The 21,860-nt window shown below is 43.3% G+C and carries 19 protein-coding genes; 7 read left to right on the forward strand and 12 right to left on the reverse strand.

Features of this window, described 5'->3' with window-relative positions:
• Positions 1-9: 9 nt before the first annotated feature.
• Positions 10-984: a lysophospholipid acyltransferase family protein gene (locus tag AC1IR0_RS03050; protein ID WP_409665669.1), complete on the forward strand. Its 975-nt coding sequence runs from the start codon at positions 10-12 to the stop codon at positions 982-984.
• On the opposite strand, the gene AC1IR0_RS03055 is transcribed toward AC1IR0_RS03050, so the two are convergent.
• From AC1IR0_RS03055 to AC1IR0_RS03065, 3 genes are all read right to left on the reverse strand, one after another.
• The gene (locus tag AC1IR0_RS03055; protein ID WP_479741168.1) at positions 973-3,435 is read right to left on the reverse strand and encodes a DNA internalization-related competence protein ComEC/Rec2; all 2,463 of its coding nucleotides are present in this window, start codon (positions 3,433-3,435) and stop codon (positions 973-975) included. The two genes, AC1IR0_RS03050 and AC1IR0_RS03055, sit on opposite strands and share 12 nt — an antisense overlap.
• An 86-nt stretch (positions 3,436-3,521) precedes the next feature.
• On the reverse strand, positions 3,522-4,205 hold the full coding sequence (gene lolD / locus AC1IR0_RS03060) for a lipoprotein-releasing ABC transporter ATP-binding protein LolD (RefSeq protein ID WP_479741169.1): 684 nt from the start codon (positions 4,203-4,205) through the stop codon (positions 3,522-3,524).
• On the reverse strand, positions 4,198-5,433 hold the full coding sequence (locus tag AC1IR0_RS03065; protein WP_004645695.1) for a lipoprotein-releasing ABC transporter permease subunit: 1,236 nt from the start codon (positions 5,431-5,433) through the stop codon (positions 4,198-4,200). The genes lolD and AC1IR0_RS03065 overlap by 8 nt, the downstream gene beginning before the upstream one ends.
• 26 nt (positions 5,434-5,459) lie before the next feature.
• On the opposite strand from AC1IR0_RS03065, the gene AC1IR0_RS03070 reads away from it, so the two are divergent.
• A complete protein-coding gene (locus AC1IR0_RS03070) occupies positions 5,460-6,023 on the forward strand; it encodes a PilZ domain-containing protein (RefSeq protein ID WP_004279140.1) in 564 nt (187 codons plus the stop codon).
• Positions 6,024-6,032: 9 nt separating this feature from the next.
• On the opposite strand, the gene AC1IR0_RS03075 is transcribed toward AC1IR0_RS03070, so the two are convergent.
• Positions 6,033-6,947 (reverse strand): DMT family transporter, encoded by a 915-nt coding sequence (locus tag AC1IR0_RS03075; RefSeq protein WP_004645697.1) that lies wholly within the window; start codon positions 6,945-6,947, stop codon positions 6,033-6,035.
• Positions 6,948-6,968: 21 nt separating this feature from the next.
• On the reverse strand, positions 6,969-7,454 hold the full coding sequence (locus AC1IR0_RS03080) for a YaiI/YqxD family protein (protein WP_171260766.1): 486 nt from the start codon (positions 7,452-7,454) through the stop codon (positions 6,969-6,971).
• Positions 7,455-7,704: 250 nt separating this feature from the next.
• Here AC1IR0_RS03080 and AC1IR0_RS03085 point away from each other — a divergent pair, with 250 nt between their 5' ends.
• The gene (locus AC1IR0_RS03085; protein ID WP_005247636.1) at positions 7,705-8,637 is read left to right on the forward strand and encodes a hypothetical protein; all 933 of its coding nucleotides are present in this window, start codon (positions 7,705-7,707) and stop codon (positions 8,635-8,637) included.
• Positions 8,638-9,047: 410 nt separating this feature from the next.
• Here the strand turns inward: AC1IR0_RS03085 and AC1IR0_RS03090 are convergent, their stop codons facing one another.
• Together AC1IR0_RS03090 and serC are read right to left on the reverse strand one after the other, a co-directional pair.
• Positions 9,048-9,179, reverse strand: a complete 132-nt coding sequence (locus tag AC1IR0_RS03090; protein ID WP_005103875.1) for a hypothetical protein — start codon at positions 9,177-9,179, stop codon at positions 9,048-9,050.
• Between the two features lie 40 nt (positions 9,180-9,219).
• On the reverse strand, positions 9,220-10,299 hold the full coding sequence (gene serC / locus AC1IR0_RS03095) for a 3-phosphoserine/phosphohydroxythreonine transaminase (RefSeq protein WP_409665664.1): 1,080 nt from the start codon (positions 10,297-10,299) through the stop codon (positions 9,220-9,222).
• A 360-nt stretch (positions 10,300-10,659) separates the two neighbouring features.
• Here serC and AC1IR0_RS03100 point away from each other — a divergent pair, with 360 nt between their 5' ends.
• From AC1IR0_RS03100 to AC1IR0_RS03115, 4 genes are read left to right on the forward strand one after another with little or no spacing between them, the layout of a single operon-like run.
• Entirely contained in the window at positions 10,660-12,120 is a 1,461-nt protein-coding gene (locus AC1IR0_RS03100) for a TolC family protein (protein WP_479741170.1), read from the forward strand.
• An 11-nt stretch (positions 12,121-12,131) separates the two neighbouring features.
• On the forward strand, positions 12,132-13,262 hold the full coding sequence (locus AC1IR0_RS03105) for an HlyD family secretion protein (RefSeq protein WP_253112072.1): 1,131 nt from the start codon (positions 12,132-12,134) through the stop codon (positions 13,260-13,262).
• Entirely contained in the window at positions 13,262-14,392 is a 1,131-nt protein-coding gene (locus AC1IR0_RS03110; protein ID WP_479741171.1) for an ABC transporter permease, read from the forward strand. Before AC1IR0_RS03105 ends, AC1IR0_RS03110 begins: the two co-directional genes overlap by 1 nt.
• Entirely contained in the window at positions 14,389-15,489 is a 1,101-nt protein-coding gene (locus AC1IR0_RS03115; protein ID WP_409665656.1) for an ABC transporter permease, read from the forward strand. Before AC1IR0_RS03110 ends, AC1IR0_RS03115 begins: the two co-directional genes overlap by 4 nt.
• A gap of 27 nt (positions 15,490-15,516) precedes the next feature.
• Here AC1IR0_RS03115 and AC1IR0_RS03120 read toward each other — a convergent pair whose 3' ends face one another.
• From AC1IR0_RS03120 to AC1IR0_RS03140, 5 genes are all read right to left on the reverse strand, one after another.
• Complete coding sequence (locus tag AC1IR0_RS03120) at positions 15,517-15,942, reverse strand: hypothetical protein (RefSeq protein ID WP_004280487.1); 426 nt, start codon at positions 15,940-15,942, stop codon at positions 15,517-15,519.
• Positions 15,943-16,010: 68 nt separating this feature from the next.
• Positions 16,011-18,992 carry a DNA gyrase subunit A gene (gene gyrA / locus AC1IR0_RS03125; protein ID WP_374956203.1) on the reverse strand — a complete coding sequence of 994 codons (2,982 nt, stop codon included), beginning with the start codon at positions 18,990-18,992 and terminating at the stop codon, positions 16,011-16,013.
• Between the two features lie 320 nt (positions 18,993-19,312).
• Positions 19,313-19,972 carry a hypothetical protein gene (locus AC1IR0_RS03130; protein ID WP_148334287.1) on the reverse strand — a complete coding sequence of 220 codons (660 nt, stop codon included), beginning with the start codon at positions 19,970-19,972 and terminating at the stop codon, positions 19,313-19,315.
• Between the two features lie 179 nt (positions 19,973-20,151).
• On the reverse strand, positions 20,152-21,084 hold the full coding sequence (locus AC1IR0_RS03135) for an FAD-binding protein (protein ID WP_005252481.1): 933 nt from the start codon (positions 21,082-21,084) through the stop codon (positions 20,152-20,154).
• An 18-nt stretch (positions 21,085-21,102) separates the two neighbouring features.
• The gene (locus AC1IR0_RS03140; protein WP_004280496.1) at positions 21,103-21,855 is read right to left on the reverse strand and encodes an electron transfer flavoprotein subunit beta/FixA family protein; all 753 of its coding nucleotides are present in this window, start codon (positions 21,853-21,855) and stop codon (positions 21,103-21,105) included.
• Between the last annotated feature and the right edge of the window lie 5 nt (positions 21,856-21,860).

Raw genomic sequence — 21,860 nt, forward strand, 5'->3', positions numbered from 1 at the left:
ACGAAATCAATGACGAAACAGGGCTCACGGAATTCAGCTTACGGATTACTCAAATACATTAGCCGCCAACCGCTTCCGGTTTCTCGCTGGATGGCCCGTATTCTGGCCTTTATTGTGAACAGTTTTAAAGTCACTAAAACTTCGGAAGTGATTCGTCTGAACCTTGAAATCAGCCTCTCTGAATTGTCCGATCAGGAACGGGAACAGATTAACCGTGCTGCGGTTCGCAATGAATTAATGTCATATTTCGAGTTCTTTACTATTTGGGGCTCAAGTATTCAGAAAAATCTTAAACGCGTTCATCGCGTCATTGGCGAAGATCTACTTCATGATGCCCTTGCACAAAATAAAGGTCTGGTTTTAATTGTGCCGCATTTTGGTACCTGGGAAATTATGAATGCCTATATTGCCCAGTTCACCTCAATGACCATTATGTACAAACCTGTGAAAAATCAGGCTGCAGATCAATTTGTACGGGCCGCCCGTAGTCGTGAACAGGCGCATCTGGTGCCGACCGATGAATCTGGCGTCCGTCAGATTTTTAAAGCCTTAAAACAAGGTGGCACTACGGTCATCCTTCCGGATCATACCCCGAATATCGGTGGTGAATATATTCCCTATTTCGGCGTGCCTTTGGCCACCAGTAATTTAAGTGCCAAGCTGATTCAAAAGACCAAAGCGCGTGCCCTGTTTTTATATGCTCTACGTAATACTGAAGATGGATTCGATATTTTTATCGAAGCAGTTGATGAAAAAATTTATAATGGCAATGCCAATCAAGGCACACAAGTCATTATCAATAGTATTGAAAATTTAATTCGTCGCCATCCGGAACATTATCATTGGAGTTATAAACGCTTTAATGCGCATCAAGACTTGGGAAATCTCTACAAACTTGAGCATGAACAAGCTTTGGGCAAAGTAAATGCATTAAGAACTCAAGAACTACATAAAGTTTCGCCCATATTGGAATCAGTCACTTAAGGGCTGACGATACAACCACTGCCATTCATGTCGTTCGGCAGAAAGCACCAGTTTTGAGCCTTGTTGCTGGAAGTGCACACTCCCCTGTTCTGCTGTGGTCAATAAGGGAATATTAAGTGCTTTCAACCGTTGCTGGGTCAGTTGGCTCGGGTGGCCATAACGGTTAAATTTCCCAGCCGAGGCAATCGCCAGTTTAGGCCGCAAAACTTCTAAAAATTGATAGGCTGAACTGTGCTGACTGCCATGATGCCCGAGTATCAGCACATCGACCTGAAGTTCGGGATAGTCTTGGAGCAGCTGATATTCAGTTTCCCAACCCGCATCCCCCATCAGTAAAAAGTTTTGATACGGTCCGGCATTTTTAACTTGCAGATATATCACACAAGAGCGGTCGTTTTTATTGAAGTTTGGCGTATTTAACTGCTGCTGCCGAGGTGCCAGAATTTTAAAGTTAATCGTCTCAGACCATTGCCATTGCTGTCCTGCATAACAAAACTGAAAACTTGAAGAAGCAGCTGTTTCAGGCATCTGATTGGATGACACTTGTCGGATGTTTAGTTGATCTTTAATGCTGTGATATGCACCGCTATGGTCCTGATCCAGATGGGTCAAAATCAGTTGATCCAGTTCTCCAACACCTTGCACAGACAAAAATGGCATAATCACTTGCCGACCAATACTGAATTTTTCTTCATTATAATAACCGCCCATATCGATCATCATGCTCTTTTTCCCTTCCCGAATGAAGATGGCCTGTCCCTGCCCGACATCCAGAACAGACAGCTGAAATGCATGCTGATTAAGTTGAGGAATGCACAGTGGTAAACAGGCAAGTGCTGTCCAGCTTTTGGGCACTAAGCCACGCGGCAAAAAGACAATTAATAAGCCCAAAATACATAGAGCAATCATCCAGACATTCATGGCCACAGGAATCAGTTGCGGTGCAAACAGCCGATCAAGCAGATTCAAAAATGCCAGCAGTATATGAATAAAAATATCATTGAGCTGAAACAGCAGACTCGAAAGTGGTTCAGAAATGAAAAATAATAAAGCCGCCAGAATATCTACGGGAACAATCAGCAGGCCAATCCACGGGATAGCCACCAGGTTGCTTAGCGGCGTAATCCAGGCCACCTGCTTAAAAAACAGCATCATTAAGGGAAGCAGGGCCAGAAAAATTTTCCACTGCGACTCCACTAAAACTTTCATTGCAAAATACAGCCGTTGTAATGCTGTTTGTATTGTTTGATTCGGTTGCTGCTGAATGGTTTGATAGATTCGCAGCAAGACAAAACAGGCCCCATAAGACAGCCAGAATGCGGCCGATAAAATGCTAAAAGGATCAAATAACAACAATAAGGCAGCACTTAAAATCAGCAGTTTTAATGGCTGCACACTTTGCCTGAGCAGCAAGGTTAAAGTTACAATCACACAAATCAGTAAAGTGCGTAGCGCCGGAATCTCAAAACCGACAAAGGCACAATACAGCAGTACACATAATAAAAAAGGCAGACTCAAAAAATACTGCCTTGGCCATTTCAGATAAATCTGCGGTGTGTACCTTGAAATCAGATATTGCAACGTACCACAGACAATAAAGGCAAAGATCAGGACATGCGGTCCGGAAATCGCCAGTAAATGACTCATGCCAAAACGCTGGAATTTCTGCTCAGTTGCTTGATCCAAAAAACTTTCATCACCGCTTAATAAAGCCAGTAACAAGCCTTTCTGCTGTACCGGCTGTCTGGCCACAAACTCTCTTAAAGCCAGCCGCTGTTGCTCTACCCAAAGCAAAAATCGCTGATCCAACTTTTGTTGCTGGCGTAGATATTTGCCATGACCTAGTGCATAGAGTTGTTGCGGTTGCAACTCCTGAATGCTTTTGATCCGGAAACCGGCCATAACATTTTGCTGCAATGCCCACTTTTCTGCATCAAAAGCACCCGGTGTGGCATAACTATGGTTAGGTCGAATCTGGCCTTGTAATAAATAATAGTGTTCCAGTTCAAGAGTCTGCTGTTTGGTTTCATCATTTACTAAACTGGATGTGACAGGATCTGAAACTGGCAGAAAACCCATCCATTTGACTGTAGTGCCATCAGGGTTAAGCACATGCAGTGCTTGCTGGATATTCTGATCGCCCAGTTTATTCAGCTCTTTGATATAGACCACGATTTCTTTTTCAGAGACCTCGTGCTCTCGTTTGGATAAACGTTCAGCCAATTGCAGATTGGCATAAGCATGACCTAAAAATAGTCCCAAAAGCAGGCTTGATCCAGTGATCAACAAGCTTCGCAGTGGTGTATTCAAGATGAGCTTTAATTTATGGCAACACAGATACCACAACAGCGCAACGATCAAAACTGCCGTCCCGCTCAGTTGAACAGTCAGGAAACTTTTCCCCATACAGGCAAGGCCTAAAATCCAGCCAATACATAGCCACTGCAACATTGAATCTTATTCTGTCTTGTTATTATTTTGTCCAATAATAAAGCCCACCGGAGTGAGCTTCAATCAAATGCGAATATTCTCGTTATTTATGGTTCGATCCAGAGACCATCCTGCATGTGTAAAATTCGGTCTGCAGCATGGGCCAGTTGTTCATCATGGGTCACAATCAGCATCGCCATATTGAACTCACGTTGTAATTCGGTCAGCAGTTCAAAAATCTTTGCTGCAGTCTTACGATCCAGATTTCCGGTCGGTTCATCGGCCATCATCAGTTTAGGTTTACCGACCACTGCACGCGCCAAAGCTACACGCTGACGCTCACCTCCGGATAATTCACCCGGCTTGTGAGTCAGACGATGCGAAAGACCAACACGTTCCAGCAAATATTCGGCCTGCTGTTTAGCTTCCTTGAATTTCATGTTATCGCGTAACATCAGTGGCATGGCCACATTTTCCATTGCCGTAAATTCTGGCAACAGGTGATGAAACTGGTAAACAAAACCCAAATGCTCATTCCGCACATAACCGCGTTCTGCTTCAGACAAGGTATCAAAACGGCGGCCATTCACCATGACCTGACCTGACGTCGGGCGATCCAATCCACCCAAAACATGCAATAAGGTACTTTTGCCTGAACCACTTGAACCTACAATCGAAACAAACTCACCTGCTTTCACCTGTAGCGACAAGCCGCGAATCACATCGACAGTGGCTTTACCATCGGTAAAGGACTTGTGAATATTCTGGGCATCTAAAATCAGATTACTCATAACGCAAAGCCTCTGCCGGTTGAATTTTTGCTGCACGTAAAGCGGGGTAAATCGTCGCGACAAAACTAAGGGCCAGTGACAAGCCTACAATCACCAAAACATCTTGCCAGCGCAGATACGAAGGTAAGTAGTTAATAAAATAGGCATCAAACATATTCAGTCCTAAAGTATTGTTGAGCCAGCCAATAAAGCTACTGATACTAGTTGCTGCAATAATCCCGAGGATGGCTCCTGCACAAGTTCCAATCACCCCAATCACCGTACCTTGCACCATAAAGATTTTGGTAATGGTGGCAGGTGAAGCCCCCAAAGTCCTTAAAATGGCAATGTCCGATTTTTTATCCGTCACCACCATCACCAGTGAAGACACAATATTAAATGCCGCGACTAGAACGATCAGGAATAAAAGCAGGCTGACCATGGCTTTTTCCATCTGAATCGCGCTGAACAGATTACCATGGGTATAAGTCCAGTCCGAAGCATAGAAATTCCCCGGCAAATCACGCACAATTTCCTGAGACACTTGTGGTGCCAGGAAAATATCATCCAGCTTCATACGCACACCCTGCGCACCATCCGGTAGACGCAGCAAGGTCGAGGCATCATTTAAAGCGATATAACCCATCATCGAGTCAACTTCAGCACCAATACTGAAGATTCCCACCACTTTAAAACGCTTGAAACGCGGGACGACACCAGCTGGTGATGGGGTGGCTTCTGGCAGAACCAGAGTAATATTGTCATTTAAACCCACACCCATGGCATCGGTCATTTGCTTGCCCAAAACAATACCAAATTCACCTTTTTTCAGGCTGTCGATACTGCCCTCAACCATATGGTTTTGTATAATTGAAACTTTTTTCTCATACTCGGGTTCAATCCCGCTGACCATAATGCCGGCGACCTGACCCTGTGCGGTCAGCATGCCTTGTAATTGAGTAAAAGGTGCGACTCCCTGAACATGCTCATGCCCTTCAATTTGCTTTGCAAGTTCTGGCCAATTTGTTAAAATTTGTGTTGAGGAAACAGTCGCTTGAGGTATCATTCCTAAGACACGATTCTTTAACTCTCGGTCAAAACCATTCATCACAGACAACACTGTAATGAGGACTGCCACACCGAGTGTGAGGCCGATCATTGAGACCAACGCGATAAAAGAAATGAAGTGGTTACTACGCCGTGCGCGAGTATATTTCAACCCTATATACAGCGAGATTGGTTTGAACATAACCATCTAGTCCGAGGTAATAAATTATGGAAAATGTACAGCATCCAAACGGATTTACGGAAAGACGCGTCATGTCTCGAATCGATGCTGCCTTACGAATTAATTATCAGATTATTTCCGATGATGTTGCCTTGAATGATCCTTACGATCCTAACTTCGTCTTGCCCCGCTATTTTCTACTACTTGCAGAACTAGATCAATTTGATCATGCGGTTAACTACGAATTAGAACAATTATCTGAAAAAGATCAACAAATTGCTCGAATCTTATCCTTATTTAATCAAAAGTTAAACCTTATTACCGGTTCTTTGTATGACGCAATTGTACAAAGCATGTTACCTGTACCAGAGCAAGTGAACTTTTCAGAAACCGGTTTTAGCTTCTTTAATGAGCGCCCTATCGCTGAAGGCACCTATCTGCATGTGACTTTGAGTCATCCGGAAAATTTCTTCCATATTGCAGCAACCGCTCAGGTGGCCTACAGTCGCGAAGAAGAAAATGGCAAATATCGGACTGGTGCATATTTTATTACCATGCATCCCCAAGACCGTGTCAAACTGGGTGAATGCGTCAAGGCTCACTTTGTTTAAATTACTGCTTTAGTCAGTGCTGCTGGGTGATGAAAGGCGAGCGTTATAGCTCGCTTTAATTTCTCTGGAAAAATATAACAACAAACCAGCCAGTAAGATAACGACGCCAAAGACTGCTCCACCCGATAATTTTTCATCATTCAGAATCACCCCGACAAATAAGGCCAGCATCGGCGTCAATACGGTGGTCAATGACAAAGTGGTCGCCTTGATTTTCTGCACCAGTTTAAAATAACAGAACATCGCAATCAGGGAAGCCATGATTACAGCATAACTGAGTCCAATCAGCGATTTTGCCTGTGGGATCTGGGTTGGTGCAAATTGCCAGATAAATGGCAACATGGTACAGGCCATGACCGCTGAAACAGCAATAGAACCGGCCGCTTGTGCCATAGGTTCGAGAGGTGCATTAACTTTTTTCACCCAGAACATCGAAACACAGTAAATAAAAACACTGAGCAACATCAGGCCTATGCCAATCGGCTGAATATGCTGGTCTTTTCCACCCACACAGATAATGCCCAGACCCAGCAAGGCAATCGCCATACCACCCCACTGCGAAGGATAGAGCTTAAGCTGAAATACAAAACGGCCAATTAAACCGGTAATAATCGGCGCCAGTCCGAACATCAGGGCAATAATGCCTGAACTCAGATAATCCGTGGCCAGATAAGTGAAAATCTGTGAGCCGATAAAACTGCATGCGCCAGCCAGGTAACTGTGCATGGATAATTTATCTAAGGGAAAACGGGTTTTAAATAGCCACAACAAGGCAAATGCAAAAGGCAAAGCCAAAAAGAAACGCAATGCCAAAGCCCAGAGCGGATGCAAATCCGTCACACTCCAGACAATAGCTAGCGGTGTCGTCGCCCAGATAAAAACCAATAAAAGATAGGTGGCAATCATATTGGTTTGTGTGGGCATGCGAGTCACTCTGAATAAGGCTTAAAGCGCGGAAGTTTTACGTTTTTGTTTTTGGATGGTCTGATCGAGTGCGCTGGAAAATTCGCGTTTATCCCGTTCTGAAATCGGTGGCGGACCGCCCGTTTGCACGCCCGCTCCGCGTAAGCTGTCCATAAAATCACGCAGATGTAAGCGCGCTTTGACATTGGCTGTAGTATAAATTTCACCACGGGGATGAATCGCAATCCCGCCTTTTTCAATGACTTCCGCAGCCAAGGGAATATCTTGGGTCATGACAATATCATGCTCTTTCATGCGCAGAATAATTTCTTTATCTGCAGCATCCGCCCCACTCATCACCTGAATTGAATTAATTCTGATCGAAGGAGTTATTCCGACTGGTTGGTTGGCAACAAAAGTGACTTCTAGCTGATAGCGATCCGAAGCACGAATAATCACATCTCGCAGAATACGGGGCAATGCATCGGCATCGACCCAAAGTTTGAATGGCAACACAGGGCTTCCCATTAAGGTATTAATCATGGTTATTCTAGCAAATTGAGACGATCAGGTTGATGATTAAATCGCTCCATTTTCATTGCATCTGTCATCAATATTTTAAAAAGTATGTGCCCGGTAAAACTGGCGTGATTCACACAAGAAAAAAATTTGACTTCATTTGACTGGCATTTTAATTTTAAAATTCATTCGATTGACTTGAAAAATCGCAATGACCCTCGATTAACTATAAATACGTCATCCAAGATCAATTGTGCATATGAAAAATCAGAATAGCCCAGAGATCATCACCATTGATGATCAAAATTTCGGTAGTCATGTCGAACACTGGACCTTGCTCACCGACAACCCTGGCACAGATGTACCACAGTGGTTAGGCAAAGCTCTTGATGAACCAATCATGCCGATGGGCCTTTGTACACAAGAATGTGATATGGATGCAGAGACCTGGCTGATTCAGGGACCGAGCAAAGCTGCGGTACAGTTGAGTCAAGTGATTGCCGTCGAAAACAACAAACCTCAAGCGGTAAAAACTGCATTTCCGTGCTTTGACAGTCCTTATCAGGTGAAAGCCACGATTGACCGGATTATTAGCTGTAAATCCAATACTCAGGCTGTATTGCGCCTGAATCTGGGTGCTAATAATATTATTTACGCTTTCGATAACCTGTATAGCGTCAATCATCCGCATTATGAAAAAGACCAGTCCTATGTGGTGAATCTGAATGGCTGGGCCTATGAACTTGAAGCGGTCGCAGATCATGAGCATCTGGTGGTTGATGATCCGGCTTCGATCAAGCACCACCGTGCCTTGAATGATATTCTGGCTGCCAATAATGGTGTAGCACCGGATAATTTGCAGGAACAGATTGATGCCTGGCAGCCGCAGTGCGAAGAAGATAAAGAACCTGTAACCGTAGATTTTTCTAAAATGGTAGCTTATCTATACGGCGAAACCATGGGTCAGGAAGATGAAGCCTGGTTCCAGGGCAATATTGTCGGTAAAACGACTATGCAGTTTATGGGTCAGGACTATACCCTTTATGATGTCACCCTCATTCATGATGAAGGCCAGCCTGCGACCTTGATCCGGATTGCAACGCGGAATGACCAGTACAGAGACTTCCAGATTGGCCAGTATATTCGTGGCAACTTGTGGATTCAGGCCAATATTTATAGAAAAGCGGCCTAAGTTCAAACAGAAAAAGAAGATATTCATTTTGATGGGTATCTTCTTTTAATCCATCTATATCCTTATTTGTCATTTTAATTTTTGATTATTTTTTATACATATTTTCTGGCTTAATAATCTATTTAAATTCATTAAAAACCGAGTTATCCACATTTTTAAATTCAAATAAATTCATTTTAAATATTTAAAATAACCCTAAAAACCTTGTAAAAATAAGCGATTGATTTCTCATATAAATAATCTGTTGTCATACAAATCTAATATTTAAATAAAAATGAAATTTATGCTCTTTAATTAAAAATGTACTTTATTTAATCAATTTTTTATGATAAAAATACTCACAACAAATTAGTATTAACGATAAATAGATCGGACAATAAATATCTATGAAAATCGTGCAAGAAGAAACATTACAACAGGTCGAGCATCATCTTAGCTCCCGCTATAATATTGATATGATGTCCTGCCTTTTTTTCATGTTGGGGATGCTGATCTGCGGATTCATCCTGCATACTTTTATTTTCTAAAATTATTGTATTCATAAAAAAACCCAGCCTGTGCTGGGTTTTTTCGTTTCAGGAATTAACCATTGCGTTTGGCAAAGTCATCCATAAAGTTCACCAATGCCTGCACGCCCTCTAAAGGCACGGCATTATAAATACTTGCGCGCATACCGCCAACCGAACGGTGACCAGCAAGATTCAATAAATGCTGCGCTTCAGCTTCTTTCAGGAACTGTTTCTCAAGATATGCATTAGCCAAAGTAAATGGTACGTTCATGATCGAACGGTTTGCTTTTGCAATCGGATTCGCATAAAAATCGCTTTGATCGATATAACCATAAAGCAAGTTAGCTTTCTCAAGGTTCACTTTGTGCATGGCATCTACACCGCCATTTTCTAGCAACCACTCAAACACCAGACCAGACAAGTACCATGCATAAGTTGATGGTGTGTTAACCATTGAGCCATTTTTCGCTTGATCTGAATATTTCAAGATACTTGGAATTTCAGGTTTAGCTTGATCAAGTAAATCTTCACGAATGATCACCAGCGTTAAACCAGCAGGCCCGATATTCTTTTGCGCACCCGCATAGATCAAACCAAATTTAGAGACATCTACTGGCGCAGATAAAATACTAGATGAATAATCGCAAACTAATGGCTTGTTTGTTTCAGGAATTGAAGCAAATTGCAGACCGCCAATGGTTTCATTATCGGCATAATGCACATAAGCTGCATCATCAGAAAGATTCCATTCGCTTTGTGCACTGATCGCATATTTGCCATCAATTTGGATACCTGCTTTTACAACATTGATATCGCTATAACGCTGCGCTTCTTTCAAGGCTTTTTCAGACCAGATACCGGTATCGATATAGTCTGCTTTGTTGTTTTTGCCAAGCAGGTTCAATGGAATTGCCGAGAACTGTAATGATGCCCCACCCTGCAAGAACAATACTTTGTAGTTCTCAGGAATATTCATGAGTTTACGTAAGTCTGCTTCCGCTTTTTCAGCCATGGCAACATAGTCGGCACTACGGTGGCTCATTTCCATGATCGAAAGACCTTTGCCGTGCCAGTCAAGCATTTCAGCTTGAGCTTTTTCAAGTACGGCAGTCGGTAATGCAGCAGGACCAGCACAGAAGTTGTACGCGCGCATGATTTTTCCTTTCAGAGTGAAACACAATCAAATGATGGCATTTAACCATATCTGGCAGGGTCTTGCACAAAATTATTTCAATCTATGAGTCAAGATAGAGTCAAAAAATCAATGTAGATTCACAAGATAAATTGACCAGTATTTTAGCCTGCTGTTTTTATCATCTTTGCATTAACAATTGAAAATATTCAAAATTAAGCTATTTTTTAATTTTAGATATTCCATCAAAAATAGCCGATAAGTATTTGAAATACAGATGTAAAAGAAACAATACTATAACTTTACACTAGTTCTATCTACGAACCTTTGATTTATACTAGCCGGATAACATTACCGGCTTTAAATCAGTTTAGCGACTTTATGAACTTAAAGAAAAATAAAAGACAGCTTGTCTGGAGTTTAAATCTGCTTGCATCGATGATGTATGGCAGCTTTGCTCATGCACAGAGCATCAGCTTTCAGGACGCTGAACGTCAGTTGTTGCAAAATTCTTATAGCAGCCAAGCCTATCAAAGTCTGGAACAGGCCTCAAAACTTGAAGCTGAAGCAGTGAAAGGTATAGGTCTGCCACGAGTCGACCTGAATGTTCGTGCGTATGCCTTTCATAATGAACTCGATCTGCCTTTGGGTGCATTAAAAAATAATTTAGAGCAATCCTTAACGGATGGTGTAAATAATAGAATTGATGAACTGAACTTAGGTGATCTGGCTGACCCGCTAAAAAATAGTCTAAGACAACCTATTCAAAATGGGGTGGGCTTAATTCCTGATAGTGCGAATGTCGTGCTGGATGATCAGGTGATTCGCCCAACGGTTTCAGTTATGATGCCGCTTTATACCGGTGGACTGACAAGCAGCGCCAAAGAAATCGCCAATATTCAGGTCGGTCGTAGTCAGCTCAGCAACAAACAGCAGCAAGACACGCAGCGTTTTGAACTGATTCAAAGTTATTTTAATGTACAACTCCAAAAGCAACTGCATGCAGCAGCACTATTTAACCTGAATGCCATGCAACAGCATTATCGCAATGCCTTAAAGATAGAACAGCAAGGTTTTATCAGTAAAGGCCAGCGCATGCAGTTTGAAGTGGCACGCAATAATGCCGAGCGCAGTCAGCAAAATACGCAGGCCAATTTGAATGCTGCCCTGTTCCAGCTGAATAATCTGCTTCAGGAAAGTAGCATCACCGAACTTTCGACGCCTTTATTTGTCAATAAAACCGAGCCACAGGCCTTAAATCATCTGCTGAAAACCTTTAGTCAGAACTCTGCGCTAATTCAAAAAATGCAGCTGGATACCCAATTGGCTCAAGCCAATGTCAAAGCCCAGCAAGCAGCGAAAAAACCGAATGTTTTTGCTTTTGGCGAATATAGTCTGGATCAAAAGGAAAACTGGATTGTCGGGGTTGCCGCACGTTATAACCTGTTTTCCGGAATTGATAAAAACAAAAATATTCAGGCTGCCGAACTCAAACGCTCTGCCACAGAACTGCTCACTGCACGCACCCAGCAGGAAATTGAAAATCTGATTTATAAATCTTATAGCGAAGCCCTCAGTGCACAGCAAAGTGATGCGCTTCTGGCACAAAACTTGAAAGCCGCACAGGAAAATTTACGCATCCAAGAATTGTCCTTTAAAGAAGATACGGGCACCGCCACACAGGTCATCGATGCACAAAACTTGCTGAGCGGATTACGAGCCGAAACTGCCTTGAATGCCTACAAATATGTGATGTCACTGGCCACACTATTACAAAGCCATGGCTCGATTACAGAATTTCCGACCTACATTCAACATACCAATACCCACTATATTCGCTAATGGAGCCGAACATGAACGAAGATCAAAAACCGAATGATCCTGTGAATGAAGCGGCTTCATCCAGCGATACAGAAAAATCGCCTGCGCAACAGGTAGAAACAAAAACTGGAATAGAAAACAACGCGACGACTTCGACCGAGCAACAACAAGCTCCTGAAATCGCTAAAAAGAAAAAATATTTATTGCTTGCCCTGATTCCAGTTCTGCTGGCAGTCATCGCATTTGGATTATGGAAAAGCTACCAACCGGCTCCGCTGGAATTGCAGGGTCGTGTAGAAGCTGAAACGGTTCAGGTAGCGACCAAAGTGCCAAGCCGTATTGAAGAAATTTATGTAGAAGAAGGTCAGCAGGTCAAAAAAGGTGATGTACTGGTGCGCTTAAACAGCCCGGAGATTCAAGCAAAAAAACAGCAAGCCGTAGCGGCTTTACAATCTGCATTGGCTTTACAATCGACTGCTGAACGTGGCTCGCAGGAAGAAAATATCGCTAGCCTGTATGCCAACTGGCAATCGCTGAAAGCACAGCAAAATTTAGCCAAAGTTTCTTATGAGCGTGGTGCAAATTTATTTAAGGAAGGTGTGATCTCACGCCAGCGCCGTGATGAATTATTTGCAGCCAGTCAATCAGCGGCGCAAATGACTGAAGCGGCGTATCAGCAATACGCACGTGCCAAACGTGGCAGCACCTCGCAGCAAAAGAGTTCTGCCGATGCACAGGTAGATATTGCCCAGGCTGCGCTGGATGAAGCCAATGCTTTAGAAGCAGAAACCCAATTAGTTGCACCTGTAAACGGAACGGTGTCTAAAACCTATGGCAAAGTCTCGGAGCTGGTAGCCACCGCAGTCCCTGTGGTCAGCCTGATTGAAGATCAAATGTGGGTGAGCTTGAATATTCGTGAAGACCAATATGCTCCATTTCAAAAAATGAGCAGTATTGAAGGTTATATTCCCGCCCTAGATAAAACCGCTACTTTTAAAATCAAACAGATCAGTGCCGAGGGCGAATTTGCCACCATTAAGACCACACGCCAAACCGGCGGTTATGATGTCAGAAGTTTTAAGCTGCATCTTGTGCCCACACCAGCGATTCCTGAACTGAAAGTTGGGATGAGCGTGTTGTTTAAACTGAAAGAGACCCCATAATGTGGACGGGTATATGGCGCGAATTGCGCTATCTGCTTCACGAAAAATGGGATCTGTGTCTGGTCACGCTGGCACCTGCACTGGTGATTATTTTATTCAGCAGCATGTTTGCCCAAGGTAAACCCGATCATCTATCGATTGCGATTATTGATCAAGATCAGAGTGCGCTGAGTCAAAGCATTTATCAGCATGTGGCCCTGAATCATACTCTTAAAATTGCTACGGTGTCGAAACAAACAGCTGAGATTGAGCGCCTGCTAAATCAAAATAAAATTTGGGGTTATATCCATATTCCAAGCGGCGCCGAGCAACGTCTGGTTCGTGCCCAGGATGCTGACATCAGTATTGCCTTTAACCAGAGTTATTTCAGTATTGGAAATACCATTTCCTCTGCCATGCTGGTCAGTACCCTGCAAGCACTGGCTGAATTTAGCGGACAGCAATATCTGGGCAACCGGCTGCCTTCTCTCGAAGCACCGTCACCGCATATCAAAATATCGCCGCTGTATAATCCGCAGCTGAATTATGAATTCTATCTGGAACCCTATGTCATTCCGGCAATTCTGCATTTACTGCTGTGTTGTTGTGTGGCATTTTCCGTCGGTCAGGAACTGAAGCGGCAGACCTTAACAAGCTGGATTAGCAACTCATCCATCTGGATGTCATTACTGTCTAAGAACCTGGTCTATGTGGCTATTTTTAGTCTATGGACCTGGATCTGGATGTTCTGGCTGATTGAAATTCGCGGCTGGTTTGTTGCCGGCTCGCTCGCTCTGATTCTATCGGCACAATTTCTGCTATATAGCGCTTATGCATTTTTAAGCAGTGCAGTGGTTCTGGCAACCAAAGATTTAAGTAAATCTTTTGGCATCATTGCGGTCTATGGTGGTTCATCTTTAAGTTTTGCCGGTGTGACTTTACCTTTAAATAATGCGCCCCTATTCACCCAGTTTTGGTCCAATATTATTCCGTTCATGCCCTATGCCAAATTACAAACTGAACAATGGGTGATTGGTAGTCCATTGCATATTTCACTGCAAGCTGGATTAATGCTGCTGATCTATGCCCTAGTCTACGCTCTGCTGGCTTATCTGTTTCTTAAAAAAATCGCCAAAGGAGCAACACCATGAAATCCCTTTGGTTTTACTATCTACAAAGCTTTAAAGATATCGTCAGTCACGGCACGATCTTTACCACGCTGATTCTATCCGTCTTGTTTTACAGCTTTTTTTATCCAACCGCTTATCAGGCACAGCAGGCTGAAGCCTTACCAATTATTATTGTCGATGAAGAACAAAGTAGCTTAAGTACCCGCATTATTGGTCAGGTGGCACAAAGCCCCAATGTCGAAATTCAGGCGATTACCGGCAATTTCGCCGAAGCCAAACAATGGGTGGAATCTCAAAAAGCTGATGGCATTTTACTGCTGCCGGACAATTTATCGCAAAGCTTAAGACATGGTGAAACAGGCGGCATTGGCCTGTATTTAAGCACAGCCAACTTTTTAGTGACCAAACAAATTGGTCTGGGCTTAGCCACATCGGTTGAGCAAACTTTGGCAGATTATACTGAACGCTTTGGCGAGGTCTCAGATTTTTCACCGGCCCTTTCTGTGCATCAAATTCCTTTATTTAATCCGCTGTCCGGCTATGGTAGTTATGTCTTTCCTGCGGTTGCACCTTTAATTATTCACCAAACCATTCTTTTAGGTTTGAGTATGCTGATTTTGGTATATCAGGAAAGAAAAATAGAATTAAACGCACATGCATTGATTGGGATGTGTTTAGCGGTCTTCACCATTGGCTGTCTGGGATGTTTCTATTTATTCGGCTTTAGCTTCTGGCTATTTGATTATCCACGTGGTGGCAACCTGTTCGGGATGCTACTGGCTGTTCCGGTTTTTATCTATACAATAATTGGCATGACCTGCCTATTCGCCAGTTTTCTGGATCTGCCGGAACGTGCGGGTCATGTGATTGTATTCACTTCCATTCCACTGTTCTTTTTATCTGGTGCGGCCTGGCCGCATGCTGCAATGCCTATCTGGATGCAAGTCGTTGGCGAAATCCTGCCTTCCACCCAAATTGTGCAGATGTTTATTCAACTCAATCAAATGGGTGTACCTACCGCACTGGTCTTACCTAAACTGCTCTATCTTGGAATGATCGGTAGCTTGTGCTTTTTTTTGGCTTATCGACGTTTAATTCCTAATCATCAAAGCAGATAGAGCATTATAGCAATGCTCCTATTCCACTTATTTACTCGATTCGCCAAAGACCTGAATATTGAAATTACGAATCTTGTTACTGCCATTCGGCTTATCAAAACTCACATCATACTGAACCAGATTCTCCGGATAGGCAATTTCATAGCTGACCTTATATTGTCCAGGCTGATTGGTTGCTTCTTCAATCTCTTTGGTCATTAAAGTCTTAGACTTGTATTCACCTTGAGGAATTGAACGTGAAAAGCGTTTCATCAGCTTTTCATTATCCTTAAACTGGGTTTGCAACTGCGGTTCTAACTGATCCAGAAATTCCTCATATTTCCCGTCACGCAAATCCTCATAAGCCAGCTGTGCCGCCTTTTCCTGTTCAGGACTCGGATTCGGAATATTGTCCATTGAATTACAGCCAGTCAATGCAACAGCTGCTGCCAACAACATTAATTTGGTTTTCATCGCTTCCCCTTATGGAGTCAAGGTTTATAAAAAAGGACGCCGAAGCGCCCTTTTTATCAGTAAAAAACTTATTCTTCTACTGAATTTTCACCATCTTTTTCAACTTGCTCAGTTTCAGCAACTGCATCCGTTTCAGCCACTAAAGATTCTGCACCTTCAATCGCTTCAACAAACTCATCTTCTTCAACAGCTTCAATTGAAACCACACCGACCAGCAATTCCTCATTACCTAAGCGGATCAAACGAACACCTTGTGCATTACGACCAGTTTGCGCCACTTCAGATGCACGGGTACGAACCAGCGTACCACCATCTGAAATCAGCATCAGTTCTTTGCTTGCATCAATGGCAACAGCACCCACCAATTGACCATTACGTTCAGAGGTCTTGATCGCAATCACGCCCTTACCGCCACGTTTCTTGGTCGGGAAGTCATCTACTGGAGTACGTTTACCATAACCATTTTCAGATGCACACAGTACTTCACCAGTTTCAGGTACAACCACCAGTGATACGATTCGGCTAATCAATGCTGAATCTGAACCATCTTCGTCATCAGACTCGATCTCAGTTTCGTCATTTTCTTCTAGCTGTGCAGCTGCACCAATGGTCACGCGCATACCACGTACACCTTTGGCAGAACGGCCCATTGAACGTACATCCGTCTCAGCGAAGCGAATGGCTTTACCTTCGTTCGAGAACAACATGATTTGCTGTTCGCCATCAGTAATCGCCACACCAATCAGGGTATCGTCACCATTCAACTCAATCGCACGTAAACCGTTTGAACGAACATTTGAGAACTGCTCAAGCTCTACACGTTTAATCGTACCGTATTCGGTTGCCATAAACACATAGAAGTTTTTACGTACCGCTTCAGCCTGCTGAGCAAAGTCATTGATGATGTCATCATCAAGATCTGTTGCAGAAAGCTCCAAGCCCAACTGTTTCAATTGAATACGCAATGCATCAGAAATATCATCCGCACCATCTTCAGATTCTGTCAGCGCTGCTTCAAGCTCGGCAAAATGAGCATTGATCACTTCATTGGCTTGCAACTGCGCTGCATTGGCTTTGACAAATGCCTTGAAGTCAGCCAGACGTTCTTTGAATTTCTTCGGCGCATCGATCACCGGCAAGATCGCGGTAATGGTCTCGTTTTCATCCAGCGGCAACAAGTTCACCATTGGGCGACCTTTGGCACCACGTGAGGCTTGTGGCACTTCATACACTTTCAGACGATAGACCTTACCAACGTTGGTAAAGCAAAGTACTGTCGCATGACTTGACGTCACAATCAGATGTTGAATGTAATCATCTTCTTTCATGCTGGTCGCAGACTTACCACGGCCACCACGACGCTGTGCAGCGTAGTCAGACAATGGTTGAGTTTTCGCATAACCTGATTTCGATACCGTCAGCACCATTTGCTCTTCAGGAATCAGATCTTCACGAGAGAAATCGATACGTGACTCGACAATCGACGTTTTACGTGCATCGCCATACTGCTGAAGAATTAATGCCAGCTCTTCACGAATGACATTCATCAACAGATTAAAGTCATTCAAAATTGCAGTCAGTTCAGCAATTTGTGACAGGATTTCACTATATTCAGCATGTAACTTGTCTTGTTCCAGACCAGTTAAACGATGCAAGCGAAGTTCCATAATTGCATTCACCTGGGTTGGTGACAAACGATAAATCTCGCCATCCAAACCAAATGGGCGACTTGGGTCTTCACCTTCAATCTCATCCGGACGCACAGAAACTGAACCGGCTTTTTCCAACAAGGCCAAAACACCGCCACCTGCCCACTCACCTGCCTGCAAACGCTCACGCGCTTCAGCCGGATTTGCAGAACTCTTGATGGTTTCGATGATGGCATCAATATTTGCCAGAGCAACGGTTAAACCTTCCAAGATATGACCACGTTCACGCGCTTTGCGTAATTCGAACATGGTACGACGCGTGACTACTTCCTGACGGTGACGGATAAACGCGGCAATGATGTCTTTCAGGTTCATCAATTTTGGTTGGCCATTGTCCAGGCAAACCATATTGATGCTGAAAGAGTTTTCAAGTTGCGTGTTCTGGAACAGGTTGTTCACGATCACTTCAGCGTTTTCACCACGCTTCAGGTCAATCGCGATACGCATACCGTCTTTGTCAGACTCATCACGAAGCTCTGAAATGCCTTCCAGTTTTTTCTCTTTAACCAGTTCTGCAATACGCTCAATGGTTTTTGCTTTATTGACCTGATATGGAATTTCAGTGAAGACAATCGTGGTACGGCCATTCTTCGGATCTTCTTCGAAATGGTATTTACCACGGATATGCAAACGGCCCTTACCGGTACGGTATGCATCGACGATGCCTGATTTACCGTAAATGATACCGCCTGTCGGGAAATCCGGACCAGAAATATGTTCCATCAACCCTTCGATGCTGATCTGAGGATCATTAGCATAGGCCAGACACGCATTCACAACTTCAGTCATGTTATGCGGCGCCATATTGGTCGCCATACCAACTGCAATACCAGTGACACCATTAATTAATAAGTTCGGAACACGGGTTGGCATGACTTGAGGAATACGCTCAGAGCCATCGTAGTTGTCTTCCCACTCGACGGTATCTTTTTCAAGATCCGCTAACAGTTCGTGGGTCAGTTTACGCATACGTACTTCGGTATAACGCATTGCTGCTGCGCTGTCGCCATCGACCGAACCGAAGTTACCTTGACCATCAACTAATTGGTAACGCAAGCTGAAATCTTGCGCCATACGTACAATGGTTTCGTATACGGCAGAATCACCATGCGGGTGATATTTACCAATCACGTCACCGACTACACGTGCAGACTTTTTATAAGCTTTGTTATAGTCATTGCCTAATTCGTGCATTGCGAAAAGCACACGACGATGAACAGGTTTTAAACCATCTCGTACATCGGGCAATGCACGTGACACAATCACGCTCATCGCATAATCGAGATATGAGCTTTTAAGTTCATCCTCAATGGCAATCGGTCTAATTTCCGATACGCTCATGCATACTCCTTATTCTACAAGCCAATTTTGGCTTGTATTTATATGTCGTAAAACTAGCAAAATCATTAACTCAAACGACTGAGTTAAAAACTAAAATACAGCCCTAAATTATAGCATAAACACTTGTATTTTTGTGTCGAAATATTCAGCTTAACCTTGTTAATTATCTTCATTTTAGTGATCATTTTCTTGTTATTTCAAAACAGAAAATCAGTGCATCCAGACAGGATTTTTCAATACTCAAAATTTTGAGAAATACAGGAGTACAAAAACAAAATGCGCCAATCAACTGGCGCATCTTCATCGTTTTTTCTATATTTTTATTGTGCCTGGTTCAGTACTTTACGATAGCTCAGCACAGCCACAATCAATAAAACTGGCAATAACATCTCCACCCCTTCCTCAATGGTCATAATCATGATTTGAGTATGCGGCACCAATTGGATGCCGAATTCATCTTTCAGGGTTGAGGTCGTGCGATCCAGCACCTTGCTTAGTCCGCCACAGGCAATGGTGAGGAAGATAAAAAAATGTGCAATATTCAAAGAATCTTTCATGCTTCGTATGGTTTGAACCAATTTTTTCGCCAATACCAGAAAGACAAAAATAATCCCAAGCAATAAAATAAATCCGAGCAGCTTATCCATGAGCGGAATTTCAGCACTGCGATAGAAATTAGTTTTAATAAAACTCATTTCAAACACCTGCTTATGAAAATCCATTTCCCGCAATCCCAACAATGTCGCTGCTATAGCCGTAAACACTCGGGTATTAGGTTTGATTTCAACATTGAGCAAACACAGCACTGCCAGCAAGTACCATAACCATGGACTCATGACTTCAAAAGCGCCTGATTCACTAAATAAATACTGAGTCACCGCAGGCGGTGCATTCAGGGCAGTATGAATGCAAATACCCAGATAAAGCGCAATCAGCAGAAAACTAATGAACAGGATATGGGCGGCTTTGGAAAAGGACATGATTAAAAACAGGAGAAAAACCAAACCGGAATTTTATCACTTTTCACGCAAATGAAATACTCTAGTTTCGACTGCCGAGTATTTTTAAAATTTTTGCATAAAAAAACGCCCTTGGACAAAACAGGAAAGCATTGCTTTCACTGCCTGCACAAGAGCGTTTTTTGAATCCGATTCAAGAATTAGATTTTAGAAACCAATTCAGGAATAACAGTGTTCAAATCACCGACTAACCAGTAGTCAGCGACTGCATTGATTGGCGCTTCTTCGTCTTTGTTGATCGCAACGATCACTTTAGACTCTTTCATACCCGCCAAATGCTGAATCGCACCAGAGATACCGACTGCGATGTACAGATCAGGCGCAACGATTTTACCAGTTTGACCCACTTGCATATCGTTTGGTACGAAGCCAGCATCTACCGCAGCACGTGATGCACCTTGAGCAGCACCAAGCTTGTCAGCCAATGGATCAAGGATCTTGTGATAGTTCTCACCAGAACCAACACCACGACCACCAGAAACTACAATACGCGCAGCTGTCAGTTCAGGTCGTTCAGATTTTACGATTTCTTCGTTGATAAACTTAGAAATACCGGCATCACCAGTAGACGCAGCAGCTTCAACAGCAGCAGAACCACCCTCAGCAGCTACAGCATCAAATGCTGTACCACGAACAGTCGCCAATACGATGCTTTCGCCTGATTCTACAGTCGCAATTGCGTTACCTGCATAGATCGGACGTTTGAAAGTCTTAGGACCATCTACCGCAATGATGTCAGTGATCATGCTTACGTCAAGAAGCGCAGCTGCACGTGGCAAAATGTTTTTACCAGTTGTTGTAGAAGCAGCAAGGATATGTGTATAGCCTTTACCTAATTCAGCAACAAGTTTAGCCACATTTTCAGCCAATTGGTTTGCATAAGCAGCGTCATCAGCAAGTAATACTTTGCTTACACCCGCAACTTTAGCCGCTTGGTCAGCAACTGCCTGAGCGCCAGAACCAGCAACCAATACAGTGATATCACCACCGATTTTTTGCGCTGCAGCAACAACGTTTAAAGTAGCAGCATTTAATGCTTTGTTGTCGTGCTCAGCGATAACTAAAATACTCATGATTTTTATCCTTCTGTATTAGATCACTTTCGCTTCGTTTTTCAATTTTTCTACAAGCTCGTCTACAGACTTCACTTGTACGCCAGCTTTACGCTCTGCAGGTGATTCAACTTTCACTGTTTTCAGTTTAGTTGCAGGGTTTACACCGAAATCTGCAGGTGACTTGGTATCCAGCGGTTTTTTACGCGCTTTCATGATGTTTGGAAGTGCCGCATAACGAGGCTCGTTCAAACGCAAGTCCGTGGTAATGATTGCTGGAAGTTTCAGCTCAACAGTTTGTAAACCGCCGTCTACTTCACGTGTTACTTGTACTTTATCGCCATCTACTTTTACTTCAGAAGCGAATGTACCTTGACCTGCACCCATTAGAGCGCCAAGCATCTGACCAACCTGATTCGAGTCATCATCAATTGCTTGCTTACCCAGAAGGATCAATTGTGGTTGTTCAGCGTCAACAACGCCTTTCAGAATTTTAGCGATTTCCAGCGCACCCAGTTGGCTGTCATCAGCTTCAACCAGAATACCGCGGTCAGCACCAAGCGCCATTGCAGAACGAATCTGTTCTTGGGCTTCTTTAGGACCAATAGAAACAACAATGATTTCTGAAACAGTTCCTTTTTCTTTTAAACGAACCGCTTCTTCCACTGCGATTTCACAGAATGGATTAATTGACATTTTAACGTTAGTTAAGTCAACACCACTGTTGTCCGGTTTAACACGAACTTTAACGTTGGCATCAACCACACGTTTTACAGCAACAAGAGCCTTCATGTAAT

The sequence above is a fragment of the Acinetobacter sp. 129952 genome (genome assembly GCF_056642055.1).

Coding starts and splice junctions, on each gene's coding strand:
- AC1IR0_RS03135 (WP_005252481.1), bottom strand. CDS start 21,084: ATGAGTATTTTAGTTATCGCTGAGCACGACAACAAAGCATTAAATGCT.
- AC1IR0_RS03130 (WP_148334287.1), bottom strand. CDS start 19,972: ATGTCCTTTTCCAAAGCCGCCCATATCCTGTTCATTAGTTTTCTGCTG.
- AC1IR0_RS03070 (WP_004279140.1), top strand. CDS start 5,460: ATGGAAAATGTACAGCATCCAAACGGATTTACGGAAAGACGCGTCATG.
- AC1IR0_RS03120 (WP_004280487.1), bottom strand. CDS start 15,942: ATGAAAACCAAATTAATGTTGTTGGCAGCAGCTGTTGCATTGACTGGC.
- AC1IR0_RS03080 (WP_171260766.1), bottom strand. CDS start 7,454: ATGGGAAGCCCTGTGTTGCCATTCAAACTTTGGGTCGATGCCGATGCA.
- AC1IR0_RS03050 (WP_409665669.1), top strand. CDS start 10: ATGACGAAACAGGGCTCACGGAATTCAGCTTACGGATTACTCAAATAC.
- serC (WP_409665664.1), bottom strand. CDS start 10,299: ATGCGCGCGTACAACTTCTGTGCTGGTCCTGCTGCATTACCGACTGCC.
- AC1IR0_RS03085 (WP_005247636.1), top strand. CDS start 7,705: ATGAAAAATCAGAATAGCCCAGAGATCATCACCATTGATGATCAAAAT.
- AC1IR0_RS03090 (WP_005103875.1), bottom strand. CDS start 9,179: ATGAATACAATAATTTTAGAAAATAAAAGTATGCAGGATGAATCCGCA.
- AC1IR0_RS03105 (WP_253112072.1), top strand. CDS start 12,132: ATGAACGAAGATCAAAAACCGAATGATCCTGTGAATGAAGCGGCTTCA.
- AC1IR0_RS03065 (WP_004645695.1), bottom strand. CDS start 5,433: ATGTTCAAACCAATCTCGCTGTATATAGGGTTGAAATATACTCGCGCA.
- AC1IR0_RS03055 (WP_479741168.1), bottom strand. CDS start 3,435: ATGTTGCAGTGGCTATGTATTGGCTGGATTTTAGGCCTTGCCTGTATG.
- lolD (WP_479741169.1), bottom strand. CDS start 4,205: ATGAGTAATCTGATTTTAGATGCCCAGAATATTCACAAGTCCTTTACC.
- AC1IR0_RS03075 (WP_004645697.1), bottom strand. CDS start 6,947: ATGCCCACACAAACCAATATGATTGCCACCTATCTTTTATTGGTTTTT.
- AC1IR0_RS03100 (WP_479741170.1), top strand. CDS start 10,660: ATGAACTTAAAGAAAAATAAAAGACAGCTTGTCTGGAGTTTAAATCTG.
- AC1IR0_RS03115 (WP_409665656.1), top strand. CDS start 14,389: ATGAAATCCCTTTGGTTTTACTATCTACAAAGCTTTAAAGATATCGTC.
- gyrA (WP_374956203.1), bottom strand. CDS start 18,992: ATGAGCGTATCGGAAATTAGACCGATTGCCATTGAGGATGAACTTAAA.
- AC1IR0_RS03140 (WP_004280496.1), bottom strand. CDS start 21,855: ATGAAGGCTCTTGTTGCTGTAAAACGTGTGGTTGATGCCAACGTTAAA.
- AC1IR0_RS03110 (WP_479741171.1), top strand. CDS start 13,262: ATGTGGACGGGTATATGGCGCGAATTGCGCTATCTGCTTCACGAAAAA.